Origin of the sequence: Parabacteroides goldsteinii (genome assembly GCF_020091425.1) — a bacterium.
Classification (GTDB): domain Bacteria; phylum Bacteroidota; class Bacteroidia; order Bacteroidales; family Tannerellaceae; genus Parabacteroides; species Parabacteroides goldsteinii.
In genome coordinates this window covers 1,213,685-1,238,938 of sequence record NZ_CP081906.1, presented here as the reverse complement: position 1 = coordinate 1,238,938, position 25,254 = coordinate 1,213,685, and the positions used below count along the sequence as shown (strand labels likewise).

25 protein-coding genes and 3 tRNA genes are annotated in these 25,254 nt (G+C 45.1%); 21 read left to right on the top strand and 7 right to left on the bottom strand.

What is annotated here, in order from left to right; all coding sequences use genetic code 11:
- Window positions 1–28 precede the first annotated feature (28 nt).
- Window positions 29–616, top strand: coding sequence for a sugar O-acetyltransferase (locus K6V26_RS06085; protein WP_224264841.1), 588 nt, complete (start codon window positions 29–31; stop codon window positions 614–616).
- Between the two features lie 79 nt (window positions 617–695).
- Here the strand turns inward: K6V26_RS06085 and K6V26_RS06080 are convergent, their stop codons facing one another.
- A complete protein-coding gene (locus tag K6V26_RS06080; RefSeq protein ID WP_224264840.1) occupies window positions 696–1,580 on the bottom strand; it encodes an NAD(P)-dependent oxidoreductase in 885 nt (294 codons plus the stop codon).
- Window positions 1,581–1,688: 108 nt separating this feature from the next.
- On the opposite strand from K6V26_RS06080, the gene K6V26_RS06075 reads away from it, so the two are divergent.
- The 10 genes from K6V26_RS06075 to K6V26_RS06030 all read left to right on the top strand — a co-directional run bounded on the left by K6V26_RS06075 (window position 1,689) and on the right by K6V26_RS06030 (window position 11,970).
- Complete coding sequence (locus K6V26_RS06075; RefSeq protein WP_122327885.1) at window positions 1,689–2,078, top strand: VOC family protein; 390 nt, start codon at window positions 1,689–1,691, stop codon at window positions 2,076–2,078.
- A gap of 19 nt (window positions 2,079–2,097) precedes the next feature.
- Window positions 2,098–2,685: a GrpB family protein gene (locus K6V26_RS06070; RefSeq protein ID WP_224264839.1), complete on the top strand. Its 588-nt coding sequence runs from the start codon at window positions 2,098–2,100 to the stop codon at window positions 2,683–2,685.
- 111 nt (window positions 2,686–2,796) lie between these two features.
- Window positions 2,797–3,564, top strand: a complete 768-nt coding sequence (locus K6V26_RS06065) for an N-acetyltransferase (protein WP_010803737.1) — start codon at window positions 2,797–2,799, stop codon at window positions 3,562–3,564.
- A gap of 291 nt (window positions 3,565–3,855) precedes the next feature.
- Complete coding sequence (locus K6V26_RS06060) at window positions 3,856–5,139, top strand: site-specific integrase (RefSeq protein WP_004292952.1); 1,284 nt, start codon at window positions 3,856–3,858, stop codon at window positions 5,137–5,139.
- A gap of 67 nt (window positions 5,140–5,206) precedes the next feature.
- Window positions 5,207–6,505 (top strand): PDDEXK nuclease domain-containing protein, encoded by a 1,299-nt coding sequence (locus K6V26_RS06055; protein ID WP_004292951.1) that lies wholly within the window; start codon window positions 5,207–5,209, stop codon window positions 6,503–6,505.
- Window positions 6,506–6,510: 5 nt separating this feature from the next.
- On the top strand, window positions 6,511–7,548 hold the full coding sequence (locus tag K6V26_RS06050) for a hypothetical protein (protein ID WP_004292950.1): 1,038 nt from the start codon (window positions 6,511–6,513) through the stop codon (window positions 7,546–7,548).
- A 223-nt stretch (window positions 7,549–7,771) separates the two neighbouring features.
- On the top strand, window positions 7,772–8,080 hold the full coding sequence (locus K6V26_RS06045; RefSeq protein WP_004292949.1) for a DUF3853 family protein: 309 nt from the start codon (window positions 7,772–7,774) through the stop codon (window positions 8,078–8,080).
- 14 nt (window positions 8,081–8,094) lie between these two features.
- Window positions 8,095–9,171, top strand: a complete 1,077-nt coding sequence (locus K6V26_RS06040; RefSeq protein ID WP_004292948.1) for an AAA family ATPase — start codon at window positions 8,095–8,097, stop codon at window positions 9,169–9,171.
- A gap of 214 nt (window positions 9,172–9,385) precedes the next feature.
- A complete protein-coding gene (locus tag K6V26_RS06035) occupies window positions 9,386–10,342 on the top strand; it encodes a toprim domain-containing protein (protein ID WP_004319668.1) in 957 nt (318 codons plus the stop codon).
- A 224-nt stretch (window positions 10,343–10,566) separates the two neighbouring features.
- On the top strand, window positions 10,567–11,970 hold the full coding sequence (locus K6V26_RS06030) for a hypothetical protein (protein ID WP_004292946.1): 1,404 nt from the start codon (window positions 10,567–10,569) through the stop codon (window positions 11,968–11,970).
- 103 nt (window positions 11,971–12,073) lie between these two features.
- Here the strand turns inward: K6V26_RS06030 and K6V26_RS06025 are convergent, their stop codons facing one another.
- Both K6V26_RS06025 and K6V26_RS06020 read right to left on the bottom strand, forming a co-directional pair.
- Window positions 12,074–13,039 carry a CfxA family broad-spectrum class A beta-lactamase gene (locus K6V26_RS06025; RefSeq protein ID WP_004319679.1) on the bottom strand — a complete coding sequence of 322 codons (966 nt, stop codon included), beginning with the start codon at window positions 13,037–13,039 and terminating at the stop codon, window positions 12,074–12,076.
- A 238-nt stretch (window positions 13,040–13,277) separates the two neighbouring features.
- Window positions 13,278–13,362 (bottom strand) — tRNA-Ser (locus K6V26_RS06020).
- Between the two features lie 191 nt (window positions 13,363–13,553).
- Here K6V26_RS06020 and trxA point away from each other — a divergent pair.
- On the top strand, window positions 13,554–14,027 hold the full coding sequence (gene trxA / locus K6V26_RS06015; RefSeq protein WP_010799832.1) for a thioredoxin: 474 nt from the start codon (window positions 13,554–13,556) through the stop codon (window positions 14,025–14,027).
- 69 nt (window positions 14,028–14,096) lie between these two features.
- Here the strand turns inward: trxA and K6V26_RS06010 are convergent, their stop codons facing one another.
- On the bottom strand, window positions 14,097–14,645 hold the full coding sequence (locus K6V26_RS06010) for a 30S ribosomal protein S16 (protein ID WP_007653006.1): 549 nt from the start codon (window positions 14,643–14,645) through the stop codon (window positions 14,097–14,099).
- Window positions 14,646–14,775: 130 nt separating this feature from the next.
- On the opposite strand from K6V26_RS06010, the gene K6V26_RS06005 reads away from it, so the two are divergent.
- Window positions 14,776–16,419 (top strand): ABC-F family ATP-binding cassette domain-containing protein, encoded by a 1,644-nt coding sequence (locus K6V26_RS06005; protein ID WP_122329395.1) that lies wholly within the window; start codon window positions 14,776–14,778, stop codon window positions 16,417–16,419.
- Window positions 16,420–16,582: 163 nt separating this feature from the next.
- Here the strand turns inward: K6V26_RS06005 and K6V26_RS06000 are convergent, their stop codons facing one another.
- Complete coding sequence (locus K6V26_RS06000) at window positions 16,583–18,058, bottom strand: DUF3943 domain-containing protein (protein WP_010799834.1); 1,476 nt, start codon at window positions 18,056–18,058, stop codon at window positions 16,583–16,585.
- Window positions 18,059–18,218: 160 nt separating this feature from the next.
- On the opposite strand from K6V26_RS06000, the gene K6V26_RS05995 reads away from it, so the two are divergent.
- The 6 genes from K6V26_RS05995 to K6V26_RS05970 all read left to right on the top strand — a co-directional run bounded on the left by K6V26_RS05995 (window position 18,219) and on the right by K6V26_RS05970 (window position 21,458).
- Window positions 18,219–18,830: a trimeric intracellular cation channel family protein gene (locus K6V26_RS05995; RefSeq protein ID WP_007653002.1), complete on the top strand. Its 612-nt coding sequence runs from the start codon at window positions 18,219–18,221 to the stop codon at window positions 18,828–18,830.
- A 30-nt stretch (window positions 18,831–18,860) separates the two neighbouring features.
- On the top strand, window positions 18,861–19,919 hold the full coding sequence (locus tag K6V26_RS05990; protein WP_369978355.1) for an asparaginase: 1,059 nt from the start codon (window positions 18,861–18,863) through the stop codon (window positions 19,917–19,919).
- A gap of 46 nt (window positions 19,920–19,965) precedes the next feature.
- Window positions 19,966–20,769, top strand: a complete 804-nt coding sequence (locus tag K6V26_RS05985; protein WP_007653000.1) for an MBL fold metallo-hydrolase — start codon at window positions 19,966–19,968, stop codon at window positions 20,767–20,769.
- Between the two features lie 115 nt (window positions 20,770–20,884).
- Window positions 20,885–20,957, top strand: a tRNA-Lys gene (locus K6V26_RS05980).
- A gap of 19 nt (window positions 20,958–20,976) precedes the next feature.
- Window positions 20,977–21,049 (top strand) — tRNA-Lys (locus K6V26_RS05975).
- 175 nt (window positions 21,050–21,224) lie between these two features.
- Window positions 21,225–21,458 carry a YecH family metal-binding protein gene (locus K6V26_RS05970; protein WP_010799837.1) on the top strand — a complete coding sequence of 78 codons (234 nt, stop codon included), beginning with the start codon at window positions 21,225–21,227 and terminating at the stop codon, window positions 21,456–21,458.
- Between the two features lie 176 nt (window positions 21,459–21,634).
- Here the strand turns inward: K6V26_RS05970 and K6V26_RS05965 are convergent, their stop codons facing one another.
- Window positions 21,635–21,838: a hypothetical protein gene (locus K6V26_RS05965; RefSeq protein WP_224264838.1), complete on the bottom strand. Its 204-nt coding sequence runs from the start codon at window positions 21,836–21,838 to the stop codon at window positions 21,635–21,637.
- Between the two features lie 396 nt (window positions 21,839–22,234).
- Between K6V26_RS05965 and K6V26_RS05960 the strand changes: the two genes are divergently transcribed.
- Window positions 22,235–23,095, top strand: coding sequence for a pyridoxamine kinase (locus tag K6V26_RS05960; RefSeq protein WP_122329382.1), 861 nt, complete (start codon window positions 22,235–22,237; stop codon window positions 23,093–23,095).
- A 78-nt stretch (window positions 23,096–23,173) separates the two neighbouring features.
- Window positions 23,174–24,106 carry a ketopantoate reductase family protein gene (locus K6V26_RS05955; RefSeq protein WP_007652996.1) on the top strand — a complete coding sequence of 311 codons (933 nt, stop codon included), beginning with the start codon at window positions 23,174–23,176 and terminating at the stop codon, window positions 24,104–24,106.
- Window positions 24,107–24,268: 162 nt separating this feature from the next.
- Here K6V26_RS05955 and K6V26_RS05950 read toward each other — a convergent pair whose 3' ends face one another.
- Window positions 24,269–25,243 carry a type I phosphomannose isomerase catalytic subunit gene (locus K6V26_RS05950; RefSeq protein ID WP_128135459.1) on the bottom strand — a complete coding sequence of 325 codons (975 nt, stop codon included), beginning with the start codon at window positions 25,241–25,243 and terminating at the stop codon, window positions 24,269–24,271.
- Between the last annotated feature and the right edge of the window lie 11 nt (window positions 25,244–25,254).

The following is a 25,254-nucleotide window of genomic DNA, read 5'->3' as shown; positions in this document are numbered from 1 at the left end:
AACAATCCTTACCGAAAAAACAGTCATTATGGAAACCAACTATCAGAAATTCCTGTCGGGAGAATATTGCAACCGCCTGGATAAAGAAGTGTTTGATATGATCGTCCGTAACAAACGGTTGCTTGCGGAATTCAATTCGACCGACATTTCGGACAGCAAAGCAAGGACAGCTTTGCTGCATGAGCTATTCGGTCGCGTCGGAAAACACTCGAAAGTCGATATAAACTTCCACTGCGAATGCGGCAAACATATCTTTATCGGGGATAAAGTGATTATCAACATGAACTGTACCTTCCTCGACAACAATTATATAACGATAGGAAATAACGTCCTGATAGCTCCCAACGTGCAACTCTACACTGCAACCCACCCGGTAAGTGCGTCCGAGAGATTTGTGGAAGACTGGGATGAAAACTCGGGAGAGCTGTTCTTTCGTACAAGAGCGCTGCCTATTACGATAGGAAACGATGTCTGGATTGGTGGCGGAGTAATCGTACTGCCCGGCGTTACTATCGGCGATAACTGCGTAATCGGTGCCGGAAGCGTTGTCACCCGGTCAATACCCTCCAACAGTCTGGCGGTCGGGAATCCCTGCCAGGTTGTCAAAACTATATAAAAATATAGAGCACGCGGATAAAACACTGATAATTAATATTTTTCAGTGATTATTCGCGTGCTACCTATTCCAACTCTGTTTATTTGCAATTGGCCGAAAGGTTTGCCAACACTTTCTCGCTCAGACGATCAAAAGCCTGGCGCGTACGTCCTGTCGAGACTTGCATGCAACGTACATGCGGATGGTTCAGCAGGTGGCTGTCTCCCAATGCTCCGGCGGTATCGCAGAAGCAGAGATTGTCGCCTTCGAGCCATTTCATGAAGGGAGCCTCGTCCCAGGCCGGAGACAAACCGGTGTTAAACAGTATCTTTTTATTGCCCAACTGCCCGAATTCGGCTTCATGCAACAGGACAGTGTTCTTATTCAGGCAACAGAAAACGGCTTCACTCTGCGACAACAGTTCGCCAAGCGGCAGGAAACGGTAGCCCTTCCCGCGTGCCGCCTCTTTCTCGCTCCGGGAGAAATAGGCAACATCAGCCCCGAAGAACTTCAAGGCATCCGCTATCATGCCACCGGACTTACCCAGTCCTACGATACCGACTTTCATCCCGGTAATCTCACGGGGGATGTCGTCCCACGCCTCCTGCTCAAAACCATGCAGGCAACGCACCAGTTCGCTGATGACATACTCCACCACCCCTTCATCGCCATAATCGCGGATACCGGTGACAACGATACCCCGTTCGTTCGCATAGCGAATATCGACATTCGCGCTTTCCGGCGAGTAAAGCGAGCAACACATCCCGATATACCGGACGTTCGGACACTTTTCCAGTGCCGCCCTCCCAATCCGCGAGGTGTAACTCAACAAAACAGCGTCCGCATCCCCGATACGGCTTGCCACCTCCTCATCGCCGGATGGTATATCGTCGTACATAATAACTTCTTTCGCAAAATCTTGCAATTTCTTTTCTGCTGATGGAATCAGGCTTACAGGCTCTATCGCCACAAGTTTCTTAAACATCGGAATTTCTGCTTATTTTTATCGCACAAAGATAGCCCTTTCTTCCCACAAAGCGGAATTATCCCTCTCCATTCTTACAAATCAAAAACTTATTCTATCTTTGGGAACATGGAAACAAAGAAAGCTACAATCAGCAAAATCAACGTCGTCATCGATTGCAAAGATGCAGGCATCATGGCACGTTTTTACAGTCAGCTTCTGAATTGGGAGTGGACACACCCGCAGGCAAACGGTTGGTCAGCCATCACTTCGCCCGCCGGTATGGTCATCGCCTTCCAGGAGATTGAAGAATACGAACCGCCCGTCTGGCCCTGGCAGGCAGGGAAACAGGGGCAAATGCTACACCTCGATTTCTATGTGGACAACCTCGAAGAAGCCGTCCGCCACGCCCTCAGCCTGGGAGCACGCCTTGCCGGTGAGCAATATTTCAAAACTTCCCGCACATTGATCGACCCCGCCGGCCATCCTTTTTGCCTGGATACGGACGAACCGGAGTAACCTGTCAAAAACGAACATCATGAAAAAAAAGGACTTGAACGAAATGAGCAATGAGGAACTTTGGCAACTGTTCCCTATTATACTGTCGCCCCATAACCCGGAGTGGCCCGGACGTTACAAAACAGAAAAAGAGCTGCTCATAAAAACCATCGGAGCGGAAAACATCGTCCGTATCAACCATATCGGAAGCACTGCCGTCCCCGGTCTGACAGCCAAACCGACGATCGACATTTTGCTGGAGATACAGCAGAAAACCGATCCCGTCCGCCTCATCCCGACTATCGAGTCAGCAGGTTACATCTATTGCCACAAACCCGACAACCCGCCTCCCCACATGATGTTTATGAAAGGATATACGCCCGAAGGATTTAAAACTCAAGCCTTCTATCTCCACATAAGATACTCCGGTGATTGGGACGAACCTTATTTCCGCGACTATCTCCTCGCCCATCCCGATACGGCCAAGGTCTACGGTGAGTTAAAGGTCAAACTACAAAAGCTATACGAACACGATCGCGACGGCTACACCGATGCAAAAACCGATTTCATCCGGGAGATAACAAACCGGGCAAAAGAACAGATTACCTATCCCACAAACATGGAATAAATTATGAAAAACAAAGAGGACACACGGGATGGCTAAGAGTACATCCATTACACCTAAAAAACAATGACACAACAACAAGCTAAATTTATATACATATAAAATAATAGTATGATGAAAACAAAATACATCACCCTGACAAAAGAAAACATCGGAACGGAACATATTTGTTGCGCCTTCTCCGACAAAAAATGCAAGGAAGGCTACGAGCTGAAAAAAGAATGGCTCAGGAAAGAATTCGACAACGGATACGTATTCCGCCGCCTCGACGAACGTGCCAAGGTATTCATCGAATACGTCCCCGCCGAAAAGGCCTGGGTTCCCGTCAACGCCCCCGGCTATCTGATGATCAACTGTTTCTGGGTATCCGGACAATACAAGGGATGCGGACACGGCAAGGCGCTGTTGCAATCCGCCATCGACGATGCCCGGTCGCAGGGAAAAGCAGGACTGGTCACCGTAGCGGGTACATCCAAATTCCATTTCATGAGCGACACCAAATGGCTTCTGCGCCAGGGTTTCCAGACGGTGGAAAAACTCCCCAACGGTTTCAGCCTGCTGGTTCTGAAACTGATGTCCGATGCGCCCGAGCCCTCTTTCAAGGCCTGCACGAAAAGTGGGGAATGCGAGGAGAAAAACGGGCTGGTCGTTTACTTCACCAACCGCTGCCCGTACACAGAATACCACGTCCTCGGTTCGCTGGCAGATGTAGCCCAAAGCAAAGGAATCCCGCTGAAAATAATCAAACTGGAGACACTGGAGCAGGCACAGGCTGCCCCCACCCCGGCCACCATATTCACGCTTTTCCACAACGGGCAGTTTGTCACCACCGACCTCAGCGTATGTCTTGAGAAACGGTTTGAAAAGGCAGTAAAGATATAAGACGGAGGAGATAAACACTTCCCCTCCTGTATTCCCGGATTGCCCGCAACAATCCGGGGACACAATGTCTTAAACGCAAAAAATCCCTGCAAGCAACTTGCAAGGACTTCCGTTTTTCAGCGGAGAGATAGGCTCTCGAACCTATGCTTTCAAGAAATATCATAAAATTGCAAATCACTGATAATCATATACTATCTAAAGCGCAGAGTAAATCTAAATCTTTCTGAATATCTTTTGCTATTCCAAATATTGGGTGTATATTTGGGTGTAGAATTTCAAACGCACCCAATTATGAATATCAAACGTAACATCATTTTTGCATTGGAAAGCCGGAAAAAGAACGGTGTGCCAATCGTAGAGAACGTACCCATCCGTATGCGTGTCATATACGCAAGCCAACGCATCGAGTTTACAACAGGCTACCGGATTGACGTAGCCAAATGGGATGCCGACAAACAACGGGTAAAGAACGGATGCACCAACAAACTAAAACAAAGCGCATCCGAAATCAATGCGGACTTGCTGAAATATTATGCCGAGATTCAAAACGTGTTCAAGGAGTTTGAGGTACAGGAAACCATACCGACCACCCAACAGCTAAAGGATGCGTTCAACCTGCGGATGAAAGACACCAGCGAAGAGCAGCAGGAAGAAACACAAATAAGTTTTTGGGAAGTATTCGATGAGTTTGTAAAGGAGTGTGGCAATCAGAATAACTGGACGGCATCCACCTACGAGAAATTCTCAGCAGTGAAAAACCACCTCAAAGAGTTCAAGGAAGATGTAACCTTTGAATACTTCAACGAGTTCGGCTTGAACGAGTATGTAAATTTCCTGCGTGACAAAAAGGATATGAGGAACAGCACCATCGGCAAACAGATGGGATTCCTCAAATGGTTTCTGCGCTGGAGCTTCAAGAAAGGGCATCATCAGAATATTGCATACGACACTTTCAAGCCCAAATTGAAAACCACCTCTAAAAAGGTGATATTCCTGACTTGGGACGAATTGAACAGGCTGAAAGATTATCGGATACCGAAAGACAAACAATATCTGGAACGTGTCAGGGATGTTTTTCTGTTCTGTTGCTTCACAAGCCTGCGATATTCAGATGTTCGTAATCTGAAAAGAAGCGATGTGAAACCCGACCACATCGAAGTTACCACAGTCAAAACGGCAGACAGCCTGATAATTGAACTGAACGACCACAGTAAAACCATACTCGAAAAATACAAGGAAGTCCATTTTGAAAACCACATGGCACTGCCTGTTATCAGCAATCAGAAGATGAATGATTATCTGAAAGAACTGGGGGAACTGGCTGAAATCAACGAGCCTGTACGGGAAACATATTATAAAGGAAATGAACGTATAGATGAAGTCACCCCGAAATACGCATTATTAACCACCCATGCAGGAAGAAGAACATTCATCTGTAATGCGCTGGCTCTCGGTATTCCGGCACAAGTCGTGATGAAATGGACGGGGCACAGTGACTATAAAGCCATGAAACCCTATATTGACATAGCGGATGATATTAAGGCAAATGCCATGAACAAGTTTAACCAACTATAAAAGTATCAATCAGTTTCATAGATTATCAGCTATTTGAATTATATTTGCGACAACAATAAACATTAGAATGGAAAATAACAGAGAATATCATATAGGAAGAACGGACTTTGACGCATTTGTTCATGCCGTCGGTTCGGAAATAGAACAGGCGCAAGTCCGGCTGATTGCCGCAGCCAATGCGCAAATGCTGTTCCATTACTGGAAAATGGGCAACTATATCCTGTATCATCAGAACTTGCAAGGCTGGGGAAGCAAAATCATCAAGCAACTGGCAAAGGCTATCCGGTTCAATTACCCCGAAAAGAAAGGTTATTCGGAGCGTAACCTTACTTATATGTGCCAATTTGCACGGTCATATCCGTTGAACGTGCTACGAAGTTTCATTGATACAGACACAAGGCTGTCTGTTCCAAGCATACAGAATGTTACAGATGAAGTATTGAAACTGAACAACGGACAATTTACGCAGGAACTTACTGCGCAAATACAATCCGCTGATTGTCAATCTTTAGAAATTACGCAGGAAGTTCCTGCGCAAATTCAGGATGTGGAGAAAACAGTTTCTGCCATTTACAGGATGGAGATTAGGGAAATAGAAAAAGTTTTCCTGAAATCCCCTGTTGCCAAAATAAACTGGGCAAGCCAAATGGTCATACTTAACGGTTCGTTACCGTTAGGCATAGGATATTGGTATATGAAACAGGCTGTAGAAATGGGCTGGAGTAGCAATGTGCTGAAAATGCAAATTGAAAACAACCTATATAACAGACAAATCAACAACAACAAGGTAAACAATTTCACAGCCACACTTCCAGCACCACAAAGCGACCTTGCCAATTACCTATTGAAAGACCCGTACATCTTCGATTTGGCTGGAGCGAAAGAAAAGGCAGACGAAAGGGACATAGAAGAGCAGCTGGTAAAGCACGTTACCCGTTATTTGTTGGAAATGGGCAATGGTTTTGCCTTTGTCGCCCGGCAGAAGCATTTTCAAATAGGTAACAGTGATTTCTTTGCCGACTTGATTCTATATTCTATTCCGCTACACGCATACATTGTTGTAGAACTGAAAGCTACTCCATTCAAACCGGAGTATGCAGGGCAACTGAATTTCTACATCAATGTGGTGGATGACAAACTGAGGGGAAAAAATGACAACAAGACTATCGGGCTGTTGCTGTGCAAAGGAAAAGATGAGGTGGTAGCACAATACGCATTGACAGGCTACGACCAACCGATAGGCATCAGCGATTATCAACTGAGCAAGGCTATACCCGAAAACTTGAAATCAGCTTTGCCAAGTGTGGAAGAGGTGGAAGAAGAACTGGCATCTTTCCTTGACAAGGACAATAATCCCCAAAATTGAAGTCTATGGCAGGAGAAATAAACAAACTGATTCCCCAATATGGAGAACTCAATAGAATATATAATGATTGGGTAACCAATTATGCTTTTTCTTTTGACAAGCAGAAATTCATCACCGACTTTTACAGGCAGCACAATGATACAAAGGCTTTTGAAGCCGCTATCCTTGAACTGGTACTTGACAAGCAGAAAGAACAATACACATTGATTCTCAATAGTCTGAAAATCGAAATAGAAAAAAATATACGGGCTTATGAAACAAAACCGCTGAATGATGACGTCATAAAGCGTGTGTGTTTTCACTACGCAGACAGGCATAATTCTGCAATTAAAGACCAGTTGGAGATTACCACCAAGTTGCACGAGCCTTTGAATGACGCATACCACAGATATGATTTCATTGGTTTTCGGGAGCATACGGACGAAGAAGAAATACAGGCAGAAAAGGAATATGAACGCTGCAAGGCTGAATACGACAAGGAAAAGAAAGAATTGGATAAACTTTATGAACTGCAAAAGCAAGACAGGAAAGAGGCTTTTCAATATATAGAAAACCTTTCCGGCAATGTTTACCGCCTAAGTCTTCTTTTTATGGAAGTCCTAAAAAAGTACCTTCCTAATGATAGGGAAGAAAAACAGCAGGATGAACCAGTCAAGCAAAACGAACAAGAAGAAGTACAGAATAGCCCGGAGGGACAACATGAATATTTTGACATGAAGCAGCTTTCGCCCATTCATGAAACCTGTGTCGGGGAACAGTTCGAAGCCATTACCATAGCGGATTTCTATGCCAATATAAACCTGTACCCCTGCAAGAATAAACTAAAAATCAAGGCAAGGGAAAAGATACGGGTGTGTTACCTGATATTCCTGATGAGCGAGAAACTATCCAAGCAATACAGGGATGAATGGAGAAGCCAAATATTAAAATTGTTGGATATTGACGAGAGCTATTACAGGTCGAAATACAAAGAACCTGTTTCCGATTTTCCGAGTGACAGCAACCAGAAATTCGCAAAGGAAATGGAAAGCATATTCGGATAATTCGTGATATAACCTGACATTCTACGAAATTACCACTTTTACCACTCAAATTAATTTTTGAGTGGTATTTTTATTGTCTGATATTTAATGAGATAGCGCAGTATCCCATTTGTATTATCCACATCCTTACCACTTACAGCCATACCTAATTTTGCATCGTTCGAGAACAGAAATAACAGCCAGTGCGCAGGGCTGATTGTTTAACGACTAAATAGATTGGACGATGACAAATCTTCAAGAGTTATTATTAAAACCCGTCTGGCAGATGACAGGCGAAGAGTTCATATTTCTAAGCAAGTACGCTTCCAACCAAACGGAAGCGCAGCCACAGCCCGTTACGGACACAGAAAGAAAGTATGTGTACGGAATACTTGGCATTGCCAAATTGTTCGGGTGCAGTCTGCCTACCGCCAACCGTATAAAGAAAAGCGGAAAGATAGACAAAGCCATTACGCAAATAGGGCGCAAGATTATCGTGGATGCGGAACTTGCCCTTGAACTGGCTGGAAAGAAAACCGGAGGACGAAAATAACGGGAGGTGTACTTATGGATTATATGAAAGATATAAAAGAAATATCGGCGGAAGAAGCCGTAATCCTTTGGCAAGCCTCACGCCTGAGCCTGTCGAAAATCTATGAGAAAGCACCTGAGATTCTAAAAGTGCAAGGTTCGGTCATTGGTACACTGGGTAATTTCAGTGCATCAATCGGCAAAGCCAAAAGCAAAAAGACTTTCAATGTGTCGGCTATCGTGGCGGCAGCATTGAAGAATGGTACAGTGCTAAGATATGTGGCGGAACTACCCGAAGAGAAACGGAAAATCCTGTATGTGGACACGGAACAAAGTCCTTATCATTGTCTGAAAGTCATGAAACGTATTTTACGGATGGCTGGGCTTCCAGATGACAGGGACAATGAGCATCTGGAATTTCTTGCTTTGAGGAAATACACGCCCGAACAGCGTATCAGGATTGTAGAGCAGGCTATTTACAATACGCCTGACATAGGGCTTGTAATCATAGACGGCATCCGTGACATGGTATATGACATCAACAGCCCCGGTGAATCGACACGCATCATATCAAAGCTGATGCAGTGGACGGACGACAGGCAGATACATATCCACACGATACTCCACCAAAACAAGGGCGATGAGAACGCAAGGGGGCATATCGGTACGGAACTGAACAACAAGGCTGAAACTGTCCTTCTTGTGGAAAAGGACAAGAGCAATGGAGATATAAGCAATGTTTCAGCCATGCACATACGGGCAATGGACTTCGAGCCTTTTTCATTTCGCATCAATGACAATGCCATACCTGAACTGTTGGAGGGTTACAAGCCCGAAACCAAGAAACCGGGAAGACCGGAAGAGGAAAAGTTCGACCCTTACAGGCATATCACCGAACAGCAGCACCGCATCGCATTGGAAGCAGTTTTCGGGCTGAAAGAGGAATATGGCTACAAGGAACTGGAGGACACCTTAATTAAGACTTATGTGTCTGTGGGGGTAAAGTTGAACCACAAAAAGGCGGTATCGCTCATCACCATGCTTCGGAACAAACGAATGATAGTGCAGGAGAACGGCAGAAAGTACACGTTCATGCCCGACTTCCACTATTAGCCCACACCTTGCAATCGCTTCACTTTATTCCGGGGGTCTATATATTAGGGATAAAGCGAAGTGGTTGCGAAATGTGGCAAAACCGCTTCACTTTATTACCGTACTCTATATATACGAAAATAAAGTGAAGTGATTATACAGACCGTACTTCATAAAGAGGTACGGGCGAAAAGAGAAAATAAACCAATTCAACTATCATTAAACCTATCGTCTTATGGATATACAGACAGCGAAACAAATCAAAATAGCGGATTATCTGCACAGTTTAGGATTTTCACCCGTCAAACAACAGGGCATAAACCTGTGGTATAAGTCACCACTAAGGGAAGAAACGGAAGCATCGTTCAAGGTAAATACAGAACGTAACCAATGGTATGATTTTGCACTCGGCAAAGGTGGGAATATCATCGCACTGGCACAGGAACTTTATTGTTCCGACCATGTGCCTTACCTCTTGCAAAAAATCGAAGAACAGACACCCCGTATTCGCCCCGTGTCTTTTTCTTTTGGCAAGCAATCATCTTCCGAGCCAAGTTTTCAACAACTGGAGATTGTACCGCTTTCTTCTCCTGCCCTGCTTGCTTATTTGCAGGAAAGGGGAATAAACATTGCAATGGCGAAAAGAGAATGCAGTGAAGCGCACTTCACCCATAATGGCAAACGGTATTTCGCCATCGCCTTTCCCAATGTGTCGGGTGGGTATGAAATCCGCAACCAGTATTTCAAGGGATGCATCGCACCGAAAGAGATTTCTCATATCAAACAGCCGGGAACAGCGAGGGAAACATGTTATGTGTTTGAGGGATTTATGGACTATCTTTCATTTCTTACTTTGAGATTGGAGAATTGCCCGAAATATCCCGAACTGGACAGGCAAGATTATATGGTGTTGAACTCAGTAGCCAATGTTTCCAAAGCAATCTATCCGTTGGGAAGCTATGAGCGCATCCACTGTTTCTTTGACAATGACCGTGCAGGAATGGAAGCCATGCAGCAAATCTATAAGGAATACGGCAGGGACTTATACATCCGTGACGCTTCGCAGACATACAGCGGATGCAAGGACTTGAACGAATACTTACAGAAACAGACTGAAAGAAACAGGCAAGTTCAATCTGCAAAAGGGGTGCGCAGCCAACCACCGAAAAAGAAAAACGGCTTTCGGTTATAGCCCACTATAACTACACGCTTCGCTTTCGTAGTTGTGGGCTCTCCCGAGGGGATTAGGGCTTTGCCCTAATGACCCACTCAGGGCGTTTCTCCCCTAAGAACCCCGAGCAAAGAGTGCCCCTCTCTTTGCAATCTCCGCTTATGGGTTGCACCCCTAAGAACCCTGTGCGGTTATGAGCGGACAACAGAAGATTTCATCAACAATCCAAATCAAATTTTAAGAATATGGCAACAAAATCAAGCATACATATCAAACCCTGCAGAGTGACATCAAGCGGGGCTCATAACCGGAGAACTGCCGAGTACATGCGCAATATCGGCGAGTCCAGAATCTACATTGTACCCGAACTGACTTCCAATAACGAGCAGTGGATAAACCCGGGCTTCGGCAGTCCTGACCTGCAGGCGCACTATGACAGCATCAAACGGATGGTCAAGGAAAAGACCGGACGAGCGATGCAGGAAAAGGAGCGTGAGCGCAAGGGAAAGAATGGAAAGATTATAAAAGTGGCTGGATGTTCTCCAATCCGTGAGGGAGTATTGCTCATCAGACCAGATACAACACTGGCAGATGTACGAAAGTTTGGTGAGGAGTGCCAGAGACGCTGGGGTATTACACCGCTCCAAATCTTCCTGCATAAGGACGAGGGACACTGGCTTAGTGGACAACCCAAAACCGGGGATAGGGAGAGTTTCCAAGTCGGTGAAAAGTGGTTTAAGCCGAATTATCATGCCCATATCGTATTCGACTGGATGAACCACGACACGGGCAAGAGCCAAAAGCTCAATGATGACGATATGATGGAAATGCAGACTTTGGCATCTGACATCCTCTCCATGCAACGTGGGCAATCTAAATCCGAGACCGGAAAGGAACATTTGGAACGAAATGATTTCATCATTGAAAAGCAGAGAGCCGAACTGCAACGCATGGATGCTGCAAAACGGCACAAAGAAGAACAGATAGGTCTTGCTGAACAGGAACTGAAACAGGTGAAATCAGAAATACGCACTGACAAGCTAAAGAAAACAGCCACCAATGCAGCCACCGCCATAGCAAGCGGAGTTGGTTCTCTTTTCGGAAGTGGAAAGATGAAAGAGCTGGAGCGAACTAATGAAGATTTGCACCAAGAGATTGCCAAACGAGACAAAGGTATTGACACCCTCAAAATCCAAATGCAGGAAATGCAAGAGCGACATGGCAAACAGATACGCAATCTTCAGAGCATACACAACCAAGAACTTGAAGCCAAAGACAGGGAAATATCACGATTGAACACTCTGCTTGAAAAGGCATTCAAGTGGTTTCCGATGCTTAGAGAAATGTTGAGAATGGAAAAACTCTGCGCTGTCATTGGATTTACCAAAGATATGATAGATTGTCTTTTGACAAGGAAAGAAGCTATCCAATGTAATGGCAAGATTTATTCCGAGGAACATAGAAGAAAGTTTGAAATCAAAAACAACATCTTCAAGGTGGAGAAGAATCCGACCGATGATAGCAAACTTGTACTGACCATAAACAGGCAACCGATAAGCGAATGGTTCAAAGAGCAATGGGAGAAACTTCGGCAAGGTTTGCGACAACCAACGGAAGAACCAAGAAAAAGTAGAGGATTCAAGTTATAATAGAAAAAAAAGACAATATAAAAGCACTCTGATAGTTACGAAGTGCTTTTATATTGTATAAATTATATAATGTTTACCATTGAAGCTTCAAAGTAAACGCAACTTAAGGAATTGCCGAATTTTGTATTAATAAAGAATATACGACCTCTGATATATGCGCAACATATTGTGATGCTTGTGATTCATTACCCTTGAAATCCTTAACAAATATCGCTAAAGTATAGCAGACATTATTAGGCAGGCATATATAGGCAACATCATTGTGAGCTGCAAGAATACCATTTTCATTGACATAACCAGAACCCGTCTTATGTGCAATAGAAACCCTTTCTTTATCAAGAAGCGGAGCGACTATTCTATCTGTACCTGTCACACATTCTTTTAATGTATTCTTAATGAAACTTTGCTTCTCACCACTGACAATACTTTCGGTAAACAAACGGTTCATCAACATTGCGGCACCAAGAGGAGATGTATAATTAAAGTAAGCCCTATCGTGGTCAGCCGACATTTCCTCTTCTGTATAAGCTATCTGAAAACTTGAACGAGGAATAAGTGTGGCTATAAAACTGTCAGTTTGAGCAACATTGACCATATCTTTAAACATCAGATTGCTTGCATTATTATCACTTTGAGCAATAGTATAACGAAGTAAATCTCTCACGGTTAATGATATAACCAACTCGGAATAATCTTTCATCATAGGACTCCAAGTCTTTGAATCAAGTCTATTCCTATCTATCTTTACTAAGGTATCAAGTGAAATCCCTTTGTTATCAAAATCATTGCAAAGAGCTAATGCCTGATGAACCTTAAATACACTCATCATAGGATATACACTCTTATCATTAACTTTAACTGTATCTGTGTTATTAATAATAATTGCCACTCCAATTTCACCAGGACAAGCTGATACTATCCGAGAAATGCTATCAGTCAAAACATCTGTCAAAGGTGGATTTGTACTATTATTAGAAGTTGATTTAGAGAACAATAAAAAAACTAAAACTATGATACAAACTAAAGCTATACACAAAATTACAAGGCGTTTTCTTCTACTTTTTTTCATACTACGATTTTTAAACATTATATATTATCATGACAGACCCTGATTTATTATTTACTGCAAAGATACGAAATCTTACGGAAAATGAATTGGTTGTTTTTTTCGTTTGTTCTGTTTTTTATCAAATTATTTTCCGAGCGAATATGATTCGTCTTAAATAAAATAAAAACACCCAACTTTACATTCTTGGGTATAAAATTGGGTGTTTGTTTTATAATTTGCTGATTTTCAGCGTTTATTGCGGAGAGATAGGGATTCGAACCCCAGGAACCTTTCAGTTCAACGGTTTTCAAGACCGCCGCAATCGACCACTCTGCCATCTCTCCAGTATGTTTTGCTATCGTTTTCTCTCGATTGCGGTGCAAAGGTAGTGATATTTTTTATATCTCCTAATTTTACGAAGCATTTTTTTCTTTTTAAGCTATTATTTTTCTTTTAACCACTCAGGATGGAGAGTCGTATCCGTTTTATTACTATTTTTGTATTCTATAATTATCAATGAAGTAATAAGTTTTATATGAGAAAGTTGAAAGATTTATTCCTGATTTCGGTGGTGTTGCTGCTGGTTAGTTGCTCCATGTCTGCCAAATCGGATAAAAACGAAACAGGAAACGTAGCTGCCCAGGGCGAAGTTGTAGTACTTAACAAAGCTGACTTTCTGACCAAAGTATATAATTACGAGAAAAACCAAACAGAATGGGTCTATGAAGGCACCAAGCCTTGCATCGTCGACTTCTATGCTGACTGGTGCGGACCTTGCAAAAAGATTTCTCCTATATTAAAGGAATTGGCCGGAGAATACAAAAACGACATCATCATTTATAAGATCAATGTCGATAACGAAAAGGAACTGGCTGCCGCTTTCGGCATACAGAGCATCCCTACCCTACTGTTTATTCCTGCTAAAGGAAAACCGCAACTGGCACAGGGAGCACTTTCAAAGGAACAGTTCGTTGAACAAATCAACGGTTTCCTGCTGGGAAAGAAATAAGGGGACACACAATAAAAAAGAGGACACTCCACATAGGAAATGTCCTCTTTTTATTTGGCATTAAGCGAATCACTCAGCGCTTTCTGCTGCAGGAGCTTCTTCAGCAGGAGCGTTTGCTGCTGCTTCTTCAGCTGCCTTTGCTGCAGCGGCGGCTGCTAATTCAGCTTTCTTTTTAGCTACTTCTTCTGCTTTTGCCTTGTTAGCTTCTTTTTCAGCTTCCAGACGAGCTTTTTCTGCAGCCTTAGCCGCTTCGCTGTCTTTCGATTTTACTGCTTCAACAGAAGCTTGTTTGTTTTTCAACCAAGCCTGGAATTTAGATTCCGCTGTAGCTTCGTCGAATGCACCTTTCTTAACACCTTCCAGTAAATGCTTTTTCATGCATACACCTTCGCGTGACAGAATGTTGCGAGTTGTGTCTGTAGGCTGTGCACCTACCTGTAACCAATACAAAGCTCTTTCGAAGTTCAAATCTACTGTAGCAGGATTAGTGTTCGGATTATAAGAACCTATCCTTTCAATAAACTTTCCATCACGTGGAGCCCTGCTGTCTGCAACTACGATCTGATAAAAAGCGTAGCTTTTGCGACCGTGTCTTTGCAATCTAATTTTTGTTGCCATGTTTGAATAATTAATTTAAGCTGTTTGTATTAGCGGGTGCAAAGATAAGTTGTTTCAAAACATAAAACAAATATTCCAAACATTTTTCCTACCTTTGCGCCTTCTTTTTACACATATATATAATGTACGTATGATTTCTATTGATGGACTGACAGTGGAGTTTGGCGGAAGTGCCCTCTTTTCTGATATATCTTTCGTTATAAACGAGAAAGACCGAATTGCCCTGATGGGGAAAAACGGTGCGGGCAAATCAACTTTGCTCAAAATACTTGCCGGGGTACGCGAACCGACACGCGGAAAGGTTTCGGCACCCAAAGATACGGTCATAGCCTATCTGCCGCAACATCTGATGACGGAAGACGGGCGTACCGTATTTGAAGAAACGGCACAGGCTTTCGCCCACCTGCATGAGATGGAGGCCGAGATCGAAACGATCAACAAAGAGTTGGAGACACGTACTGACTACGATTCGGACAGTTATATGGAGCTGATCGAGCGCGTCTCCACGCTCAGCGAGAAATTTTATTCCATCGAGGAGATCAATTATGACGCCGATATCGAGAAGACATTGCTCGGACTGGGTTTCAAGCGCGAAGATTTCAACCGGCAGACCAGCGAGTTCAGCGGTGGCTGGCGCATGCGTATCGAGTTGGCGAAGTTACTCTTGAAGAAACCAGACGTGTTACTGCTCGACGAGCCTACGAACCATCTGGACATCGAATCAATCCAGTGGCTGGAAGATTTCCTGATCGATAACGGGCAGGCGGTGGTTGTCATCAGCCACGACCGGGCATTCGTCGACCATATCACCACCCGCACAATCGAAGTCACCATGGGCCGCATCTACGACTACAAGGTGAATTACAGTAGTTATCTGCAACTCCGCCAGGAACGCCGCGTACAACAACAAAAGGCGTTCGACGAACAACAGAAGATGATTGCCGAAACCCGGGAGTTTATCGAACGTTTCAAAGGGACATACTCCAAAACGCTACAGGTACAAAGCCGTGTCAAGATGCTTGAAAAACTTGAGATACTTGAAGTGGATGAGGAAGACACATCGGCACTCCGCCTGAAGTTCCCGCCCTCTCCCCGCTCCGGTACATATCCGGTGATTATCGAAAACGTGGCAAAAACATACGGCGACCATACGGTGTTCCGCAATGCCAACCTGATGATTGAACGGGGCGACAAAATCGCTTTCGTAGGAAAGAATGGCGAAGGAAAGTCCACGCTGGTGAAATGTATCATGAAAGAGATCGAACACGACGGCACGCTGACCATCGGACATAACGTGATGATCGGTTATTTCGCTCAGAATCAGGCTTCGCTGTTGGATGAGAACCTGACCGTCTTTCAAACGATAGACGATGTCGCCCAAGGTGATATCCGTAATAAAATTAAGGATTTGCTCGGCGCGTTCATGTTCGGCGGAGAAAATTCAGCCAAGAAAGTGAAGGTTTTGTCGGGTGGAGAGCGCACGCGCCTGGCGATGATCAAGCTGCTGCTCGAACCAGTCAACCTGCTGATTCTCGACGAGCCGACCAACCATTTGGACATGAAAACGAAAGATATCCTGAAACAGGCGTTGCTCGACTTCGACGGTACGCTGATTGTGGTGTCTCACGACCGTGATTTCCTGGACGGACTGGTGACGAAAGTCTACGAATTCGGCAACCAGCGGGTCACTGAACATCTTGAAGGCATTTACGAATTCCTCCAACGGAAGAAGATGGAGAATCTCAACGAACTCGAAAGAAACAAAACAAGATAACAATCAGTCAATTACAGTTTCCTCGTAGTCCCACTTTCAGGAAACTGTAATTTCTTAACAATTCCTTTATTTGGAAACTCTAGTTCCCTGCCTAAGAAACGCCAGTTTCCTAATAGCAGAACTACGAGGATACTGTAATGAAGTAATAATCAATAGCAAAGCATTAAATCTTCACTCCCAAAGAAAGCATCAAATCGTAGGTAGCTCGGTTCACGTCATCGTGGTAGCTGTAATGCGTGCGACGGGAAAAGTAGCGGTTCGAGAGCGATATATTCCATTTTTTGCTGGAAAGATAAACCAGTTTGATGCCCATCACTGTCAAGCGGGAATGACCTTTGTCACCTTGTACGCTGAAAGTATTCGGGTCGACCGTGCTCAGGTCTATGTCCGGATTGTAGCCTTTCCAGGTAAAAATATGATAGTTTTCCATATTTAGCAAAAATGTCCAGTGCTTGTTGTAAGTCAAACCTGTAAAGGCTTTTACACTATAACCGCTTCCCATGTTGTAATCGCGTTCATCGAGACGAAAATAGTCTGACGAGCCACCTCCCAGGGCAACACCGTTCACATAAAATTCGCCGTAGGCATCGACCTTGTCGCTGGGTTCCGAACGTTTGTAATAGATCAAGCCACCTCCTACAGCCGCCGCCTCCGAAATGCGGTAGGGCGACACCTTGCCACCGTCGCTGGAGCGCAACTGCGAATCGTAATAGTCGAAGTGCTGGAAGACACCGGCCGTCAGCGTGCGCGGCCCTTTCTCCCAAACCCGTTTGCCCCACAAGGCACCGATAGCATTCACCTGCGTGATGACCGGCTGACTGGAAAAGAAATCGAATCCGGCACGCAGCTGAAACCATTCGTAGGGCGAATAAAACTCATCCTCAAAAGGGTCGCCATAATCCAGACGCAGCGAAAGATGCATACTGGTCGTCCCATGTTTCGAATGCTCCTGCTCCGCCAGGAAACGAGGACCGGCACTCACGATAAAGTTCACGGGCACAAACGAGTATGCCCTACCTTTATGCGGCCTGTGACGCCATGCCTCACCGGTTATCAGACGGTTTATGCCACGCACGGGCGATATCAGTCCAGAAAGTATCTCACGCCCTACACGCTCCGCCCCACTCGACCGGTCGTCGATAAAAAGGTCGGACAGACGGTAAGTGATTTCACCTAACTCCACCCCTCCGAACGTGGTAGCCATCAGGTCGTTGATAGAGGGTGGTTCATTCTCCATGAAGAATTCCCACATCAAACTCCCACCGGCGGCGAAAGGGATAGACTGCCAGAAATTCATCCCGTTGCTGCGTGCGGCATTGAAGTAAAGCGAGCCGTGGTAGGGATGCGCCACCAGATTGGTCGAAAACTTGTCGGTATCCCAGACAGGGCCGGTTTTGAAATTGTTCTTAATCGTATGACCATTAATATGAGCAAAGTCCTCGTTCATCAGAAAACGGTCGAAAGCCCATATCCCGACATTCAAGCCGAACACCTCGCCGGCTGCCAGCCAGGGCTTTTTAGGCATGAAAACAGTCGAGTCGCTCACGTAATTTCTTGTATCCATTTTAGGGAAGTGTTGCCCCTGCATCCACTGTGCTGAAAGCAAAGCCAGCAATCCTATCCATATAAATCTCTTCATCATCTAACAATCTTTTGGCCTGAGCCTTATACCTATTACTCATGCAAACTTATATATAATTAACAGTAAAGGATTCGTTTGGTTTAAATTATTCTTAGGTTGTGTCGCTAGAAACAAACACAATTCAAAGGAAATACTTACTTTTGCAGAAAAAAACAAAATGATAGATTTTATCACCTTTTGCGACTATACAGGGACGTTTGCATTCGCAATTAGTGGGATCAGATTGGCCTCTGCAAAACAATTTGACTGGTTTGGCGCCTATGTGGTCGGACTGGTTACTGCCGTGGGCGGAGGGACAATACGCGATATCCTGCTGAATGCAACCCCTTTCTGGATGGAACAAACATCTTATTTAACTGTTTCCGCACTAGCTTTATTGTTTGTTATCATCTTCCGTAAATATGTGATCCGGCTGAATAACACGTTCTTTATATTCGACGCCATCGGACTGGGTCTGTTCGGCGTGGTCGGAATCGCTAAAACACTCGAATTCGGCTTTCCTATGTGGGTAGCTATCGTAATGGGAACGATCACCGGATCATTCGGGGGAATGATGCGCGATATATTAATCAACGAGGAGCCGCTAATCTTCCGAAAAGACATCTATGCCCTGGCATGCGTGTTCGGTGGCGGTGTATATTATTTATGTATGCTCGCCGGGTTAACACCCTCCATCACCCAGTTCGCTGCAGCGTTGGGGATATTCCTGGCACGTATCATAGCCGTAAAATATCACATAAGCGTTCCCGTTTTGAAGGGAGAAGAATAAATTTATTACCTTTGCATTATGACAGTAAACATGAACGATCAGCGCGATAAGGCTTCTATCCTGCTTATCTATACAGGCGGAACAATCGGAATGATTGAAAATCCTGAAACCGGAGTATTGGAATCTTTTAATTTCCAACATCTTAGAGACAATATGCCGGAACTGAAAAAGCTCGGTTACTCAGTATCGACTTATCAGTTCGATCCGGTAATGGACTCGTCCGAAATGGGGCCTGACTCATGGATGAAGATTGTGAAAATCATCGCAGATAATTATGCGAAATACGATGGTTTCGTGGTGCTGCATGGCACCGATACCATGTCGTTCACCGCCTCTGCCCTGAGTTTCATGCTCGAAAACCTCAGCAAGCCGGTCATTTTCACCGGTTCACAATTGCCCATCGGCATGTTGCGCACAGACGGGAAGGAAAACCTGATCACGGCGATCGAGATTGCTGCTGCCAAAGAAAACGGAATACCTATTGTACCCGAAGTCTGCATCTTCTTTGAAAACGATTTGCTGCGAGGTAACCGTACGAGCAAGATCAATGCCGACAACTTCAATGCGTTTCGTTCATACAATTATCCGGCCCTGGCACATGCCGGGATATACATTAAATACGATACGGGACAAATTTATCACCCGGTTTCGCGTAAGCCGCTGAAACCGCATTATCTGCTGGACCGGAACATCGCTATCCTGAAGTTGTTTCCGGGTATCTCGCCGCAGGTGGTGGAAAGCATCCTCAACATTCCCGACCTGAAAGGGGTCGTGATGGAAACTTTCGGTAGCGGGAATGCCCCGAGTTACGACTGGTTTCTGACCATGCTCAAAGATGCAGTAGACCGGGGTATCGTAATCGTCAATGTAACCCAGTGTAGCGCCGGAAGCGTTGAGATGCACCGGTACGAGACGGGGCATAAATTATTGGAAGCCGGCGTCATAAGCGGGTTCGACAGCACGACGGAAAGCGCTGTCGCCAAATTGATGTTCCTTTTCGGCCACGGGTTATCGCCCGAGGAGGTGAAGGACCACATGAACTGTTCGCTTATCGGGGAGGTGACGATCCCTGATACGTTCCGTTCCTGATTATACTATGTAAAACAGAATAGGCCGCGAGGCGGAATAGAAAAATATGAAACTATCATTTCTTAGCTTAGCAAGTGGAAGCAGTGGCAACTGCTATTATCTGGGTACTCCCGAATTCGGGATACTGATTGATGCTGGTATCGGAATACGTACCATAAAGAAGGTGTTGAAAGATAAAGCGATCGACTTTTCCAAAATCGTGGCAGTCCTGATAACGCACGACCATGCCGACCATATCAAGACGGTTGGTTGCCTGGGAGAGAAAATGAATATCCCGGTATACACTACCGCTGCCGTCCACCGAGGAATAGAAAAAAGCCGTTATGTGGAAGAGACGTTGATCGGTTCACGCCGGGTCATCGAAAAAGAAGTACCTTTTACCATCCGCAACTTCAATATCATCGCTTTCGAAGTGCCTCACGACAGCACGGACAACGTAGGCTACTATATCGAATACGGAGAGCATAAGTTTACTTTTGCGACCGACGTGGGCCATATTACGGATACAGTGAGTCGTTATATGCGAATGGCTAACCATCTGATCATCGAGGCCAACTACGACGAGGAAATGTTGAAGTTCGGCACCTACCCCGCTTTCCTGAAAGAACGTGTAGCGAGTCCGACAGGCCACCTGAGTAACCGTGAAGCTGCCGAATTCCTGGCAGCCAACTATGACCCGAAGCTGAAGGACATTTGGTTGTGCCACCTCAGCCGCGACAACAACCACCCGGAACTTGCCTATAAGACAGTCGACATCCGATTGTTTCAAGAAGGGGTCCGTGTCGGCAAAGATGTCTCTCTGATAGCACTTAAGCGCACGACTCCGTCTGATATCTTTGAATTCGAGTAAAAAATAGTTAGAAAAAAGCGACCGAAAAGTTTGCAAAGAAAAATTAAACCTCTATCTTTGCACCCGCAATCGAGAAACAAAGTCCATAAGCAGGAAACAAGGATTGCAACAGATTGACTTGGTAGCTCAGTTGGTAGAGCAAATGACTCTTAATCATTGGGTCGAGGGTTCGAGCCCCTCCCAGGTCACTCAAAGAAAAAACCGATTGACTCGGTAGCTCAGTTGGTAGAGCAAATGACTCTTAATCATTGGGTCGAGGGTTCGAGCCCCTCCCGGGTCACAAAAAGCCTGTTATAGAAAGTTCTATGACAGGCTGTTTTGTATTATCTATCCTCCTGATATCCCGATTCTAATAAATTGTTAATCATTTTAATTTATTCTTTTCTGTCACATATGTTACAATTTAAAAAGGACAGATGGTGTACTTTTGTCTCAAATCATTTAATAATCAGTTTATGGAACAGTTACATGCACATGAAGTTCTTTTCATGATGGAAGGAAACAGTTACTCAGAGAGCAGCCTGAGAGCAGCTATCATTAATAAATTCGGTTCGGAACAACGTTTTTATGCCTGCTCGGCCGATAACATGAATGTGGATGAATTAATCGAATTCTTGAAAGAAAAAGGGAAATTCATGCCTATGAATGATGGTTTTACGGTAGATGTCAGCAAGGTTTGCAGTCATTAAATCGATACAAATTATTTTTACCCGAGCCTTTTAAAATACAAAAGCCGCCCTATTCTCACGAACAGAGCGGTTGTTTGCCCACTGAAGGGCTTGGGATACAACGTTATTAGATATGAGGATTAACGTTATAGAGTAAAAAGTATGATTTCACCAATTACATTGAATTTATTGATATACTAGTTAATCCAATCAACAATAAAATCAGCTCGCGGGCCCTCACCAGGACTCTTCGGCTCAATAGGGACTTCCCAGTCCGTTATAAAAGTACCTGTATAATCAGATTTGTAACTCACCTCACGGTCTTTTTTATCTCCATTCGATGAATCGTCGCAACCCCATACAAGTGAAGTTCCACGCTCGCCTGCGCGAACGGCATACATCGATCTCTGTTTTTTTTCAGTCCTTCCCCACGCCAAGGGGAGGATACTAGTTTCAGCCAAAGTCATTAACCTAAAATATTTATATACATCTAATCAAACTCACAAAACAACATCTCTTAAAAACTTTGATGTAAAGGTATCCTGCCCGACGCAATGTTTTGCGACAATCTCCGGCTATTTTATTTACGATATTTATAAATGTAGACCCAATACGGAAGCAAACCCTCCGAAAAGGAGGAAACAGACCGAAAAAGAAGAAATTTACTCATTTCATAACAATCCGGCCCATTTTATGATAAAATCAGCTTATTTTGCAACGGCTGGCGGAAAAGGCCCGATACAGGCTTCCAACATTTCCCGCACACCCATTGTTGTATTGATATAAAAATGAACAGAATGAAAAATAAAACACATCAGAAAAGGGTCGCAGCCATACACGACCTGTCCGGATTCGGAAAATGCTCACTCACCGTCGCATTACCTATTTTATCTGCCGCAGGCATTGAAACATCAGCTCTCCCCACAGCCATCCTGTCCACTCATACCGGAGGTATCAGCGGATACACCTACCACGACCTGACGGAAGATATGCGCCCGGTCATGAAACACTGGAAGTCGCTCGACATAAAGTTCGATGCCATCTACACCGGCTTCCTCGGTTCGTTCGAACAGCTCGACATCGTTAAGGAGTTTTTCGACGCATTCAGGCAGGAAGACAACCTGATACTGGTTGACCCGGTTATGGGCGACAACGGCGAACTGTACACCGTCTTCACTCGCGAGTTCGCAATCGGCATGAGGATGCTTTGCCAAAAAGCCGACATCATCGTGCCCAACCTCACCGAGGCGGCCTTGCTGCTCGACGAACCGTTCCATCCGGGGCCTTACACCCACGCATATATCGAAAGCCTGCTGAGGAAGCTCGGCGCACTGGGTCCGCAGAAAGTAGTACTGACCGGCGTTTATTTCAAGGAAGACGAATTGGGGGCCGCCACCTACGACCGGACGACCGACACGATAGACTACGTCTTCACCCAGAAAATACCCGGTTATTACCACGGGACAGGCGATGTGTTTGCCAGCGCCCTGCTGTCGGCCTTGCTCAACGACTTCAGCCTGATCGACGCGGCGGCCATTGCCGTTCATTTTACGACCGACAGCATCCGGCGGACTTACAAGGCAAAGACCGACTATCGCTTCGGTGTTAATTTTGAACAAAGTTTTCCCGACTTTCTAAAAGAACTCAAACTCGTATAAAGGGTTTCGATTTTATTTTTCATCTTTGCGGCATCATATATATAAGAATATAAACTTCAAAACTCCTATACAATTGATATGAGTAAAATAAAAATTGCTATTTCCGGAATAGGGGCTGTAGGGGGTTACTACGGGGGGTTGCTCGCTGCCCACTACCAGGATTCGGAGGATGTGGACATTTTCTTCATCTCCCGCGGCGAGAACCTGAAGGCTATCAAAGAATTTGGCTTGGAAATAAAAAAATCTTTCAAGAAAACAATAGCCATACCAACCCTCGCAACCGACAATCCGGCAGAGATAGGTCCGGTGGATTACCTGCTCTGCTGCACGAAAAGCTACGATCTGGAAGAAAATATCCGTCACCTGAAGCCGGTCATCAGTCCGGAGACTGTCATCCTACCCCTGCTCAACGGGGCCGACATCGCCGAACGGATAGAAAAAATACTGCCCGGAAGCAGAATATGGAAAGGCTGTGTTTACATAGGTGCGCGGCTCGTTTCGCCCGGATATATCGAGAAATTCACCCTCAAGGACCGTTTGTTTTTCGGACTCAACGGCAAGGATAAGGAACAACAACTGGAGTTAAGGAATATATTGAGCTCCGCCCGCGTGTTATCGACCAACCCGGAGGACATCGACCTCGAGATATGGAAGAAATTCTTTATGATCTCCACGGCAGCAACCATCACTTCTTACTTCAACGAACCGATTAACAGTGTGATAGAAAATCATATCGACCTGTTCATCACGCTGGGATACGAGTTGAAAGACGTTGCCGAAGCCAAAGGAATCAAACTGCCGGAAGATATTGTTTTCTCGTCTATCCAGGCCCAAAAGATGATGCCGAACGGTGCGACCACTTCAATGCACAGTGACTTCAAGCGCGGAGGCCAGACGGAAATCGAGACACTGACCGGCTACGTAATCCGCGAGGCGGAAGCCCTGGGGCTGGATGTCCCCACCTACCGGTTCATGTACAACGGGCTGACACAATTCCCCTATCCCCAATAAGATCATTAGGAAATCAGCATAGCCTAACAAAATAACAGGGAACGCATACGACGCAGAAAACGCAGAGAAACGCAGATATTATATTGATTATTAATAAAATATTCTGCGAAACTCTGCGTTTTCTGCGTCGTTTCTGTTTCCTAATTCCTTTTTTCAGGAAAATTATCCAATATAAGTCTCCATGAATTTGGCATTCGGAGCCGGAGAAATCGTCACCACCTCGGTATCTGCCGGGATAAGCACCGTCTGACCCTGATGAACGAATATTTCGTTTCCTTTATTGTCGCGGATAGAAGCCTTACCCTCCATACATATATATACGACAAACGAATCGAGTTCGGAGAAGTCGCGCACCATCATCGTATCGAGGTCGAGCAGGTTTGTCGTGAAATACTTGCAGTTGGCCAGTTCGACTGTCGCGTTGGTATGTGCCTTATAATGCGTGCGGTAGTCGGGAGACATGGTATAGTCGATGGCATCTTTGGCCAGCTCGGTATGCAGTTCACGCCCGTTACCGTTGGCATCCTTACGATCGTAGTCGTAGATGCGGTAAGTGATGTTGCTGGTCTGCTGTATCTCTGCGATAAAGCATCCGGCACCGATGGCGTGAACGCGACCCGCAGGCAGGAAGAACACATCGCCCGGCGACACTTCATAACGCTGGAGAACGTCCATGATAGTGTTATCGCCTACCCGTTTCACATACTCCTCTGCGTCAATTTGTTGGGAGAAACCGGAATAGAGGCCAGCTCCCTCCGCGGCGTTGATTACGTACCACATTTCGGTCTTGCCAAAAGAATTGTGGCGTTTCATAGCCAGCTCGTCGTTGGGATGCACCTGGATAGACAGGTCATCACGGGCGTCGATAAACTTAATCAGCAGCGGGAAAGTAGAGCCGAACTGGTCCATTACCTTCTCACCGAGCAACTGCTTGCCGTAAGTGCGAATCAGTTCGTCGAGCGACTTGCCTTCCAAGTCACCGTTATTGACGATGGAATAGTTACCCTCTACATGCGAAAGTTCCCAACTTTCACCGATACCTTCTTCAACCGGTGTGATGCCCTTAAATGGGCAGATGTCTGAGCCTCCCCAAATAATCTTCTTGAGGATAGGCTTAAAAGTCATTGGATATAACATACTGTGTGTTT

Coding starts and splice junctions, on each gene's coding strand:
- K6V26_RS06025 (WP_004319679.1), bottom strand. CDS start 13,039: ATGAAAAAAAGTAGAAGAAAACGCCTTGTAATTTTGTGTATAGCTTTA.
- K6V26_RS06050 (WP_004292950.1), top strand. CDS start 6,511: ATGGCAGGAGAAATAAACAAACTGATTCCCCAATATGGAGAACTCAAT.
- K6V26_RS06080 (WP_224264840.1), bottom strand. CDS start 1,580: ATGTTTAAGAAACTTGTGGCGATAGAGCCTGTAAGCCTGATTCCATCA.
- K6V26_RS06040 (WP_004292948.1), top strand. CDS start 8,095: ATGGATTATATGAAAGATATAAAAGAAATATCGGCGGAAGAAGCCGTA.
- K6V26_RS05960 (WP_122329382.1), top strand. CDS start 22,235: ATGAAAAATAAAACACATCAGAAAAGGGTCGCAGCCATACACGACCTG.
- K6V26_RS06045 (WP_004292949.1), top strand. CDS start 7,772: ATGACAAATCTTCAAGAGTTATTATTAAAACCCGTCTGGCAGATGACA.
- K6V26_RS06000 (WP_010799834.1), bottom strand. CDS start 18,058: ATGAAGAGATTTATATGGATAGGATTGCTGGCTTTGCTTTCAGCACAG.
- K6V26_RS06055 (WP_004292951.1), top strand. CDS start 5,207: ATGGAAAATAACAGAGAATATCATATAGGAAGAACGGACTTTGACGCA.
- K6V26_RS06070 (WP_224264839.1), top strand. CDS start 2,098: ATGAAAAAAAAGGACTTGAACGAAATGAGCAATGAGGAACTTTGGCAA.
- K6V26_RS06005 (WP_122329395.1), top strand. CDS start 14,776: ATGATTTCTATTGATGGACTGACAGTGGAGTTTGGCGGAAGTGCCCTC.
- K6V26_RS06065 (WP_010803737.1), top strand. CDS start 2,797: ATGAAAACAAAATACATCACCCTGACAAAAGAAAACATCGGAACGGAA.
- K6V26_RS05990 (WP_369978355.1), top strand. CDS start 18,861: ATGAACGATCAGCGCGATAAGGCTTCTATCCTGCTTATCTATACAGGC.
- K6V26_RS06075 (WP_122327885.1), top strand. CDS start 1,689: ATGGAAACAAAGAAAGCTACAATCAGCAAAATCAACGTCGTCATCGAT.
- trxA (WP_010799832.1), top strand. CDS start 13,554: ATGAGAAAGTTGAAAGATTTATTCCTGATTTCGGTGGTGTTGCTGCTG.
- K6V26_RS05950 (WP_128135459.1), bottom strand. CDS start 25,243: ATGTTATATCCAATGACTTTTAAGCCTATCCTCAAGAAGATTATTTGG.
- K6V26_RS06010 (WP_007653006.1), bottom strand. CDS start 14,645: ATGGCAACAAAAATTAGATTGCAAAGACACGGTCGCAAAAGCTACGCT.
- K6V26_RS06085 (WP_224264841.1), top strand. CDS start 29: ATGGAAACCAACTATCAGAAATTCCTGTCGGGAGAATATTGCAACCGC.
- K6V26_RS06030 (WP_004292946.1), top strand. CDS start 10,567: ATGGCAACAAAATCAAGCATACATATCAAACCCTGCAGAGTGACATCA.
- K6V26_RS05995 (WP_007653002.1), top strand. CDS start 18,219: ATGATAGATTTTATCACCTTTTGCGACTATACAGGGACGTTTGCATTC.
- K6V26_RS05985 (WP_007653000.1), top strand. CDS start 19,966: ATGAAACTATCATTTCTTAGCTTAGCAAGTGGAAGCAGTGGCAACTGC.
- K6V26_RS06035 (WP_004319668.1), top strand. CDS start 9,386: ATGGATATACAGACAGCGAAACAAATCAAAATAGCGGATTATCTGCAC.
- K6V26_RS05955 (WP_007652996.1), top strand. CDS start 23,174: ATGAGTAAAATAAAAATTGCTATTTCCGGAATAGGGGCTGTAGGGGGT.
- K6V26_RS05965 (WP_224264838.1), bottom strand. CDS start 21,838: ATGTATGCCGTTCGCGCAGGCGAGCGTGGAACTTCACTTGTATGGGGT.
- K6V26_RS06060 (WP_004292952.1), top strand. CDS start 3,856: ATGAATATCAAACGTAACATCATTTTTGCATTGGAAAGCCGGAAAAAG.
- K6V26_RS05970 (WP_010799837.1), top strand. CDS start 21,225: ATGGAACAGTTACATGCACATGAAGTTCTTTTCATGATGGAAGGAAAC.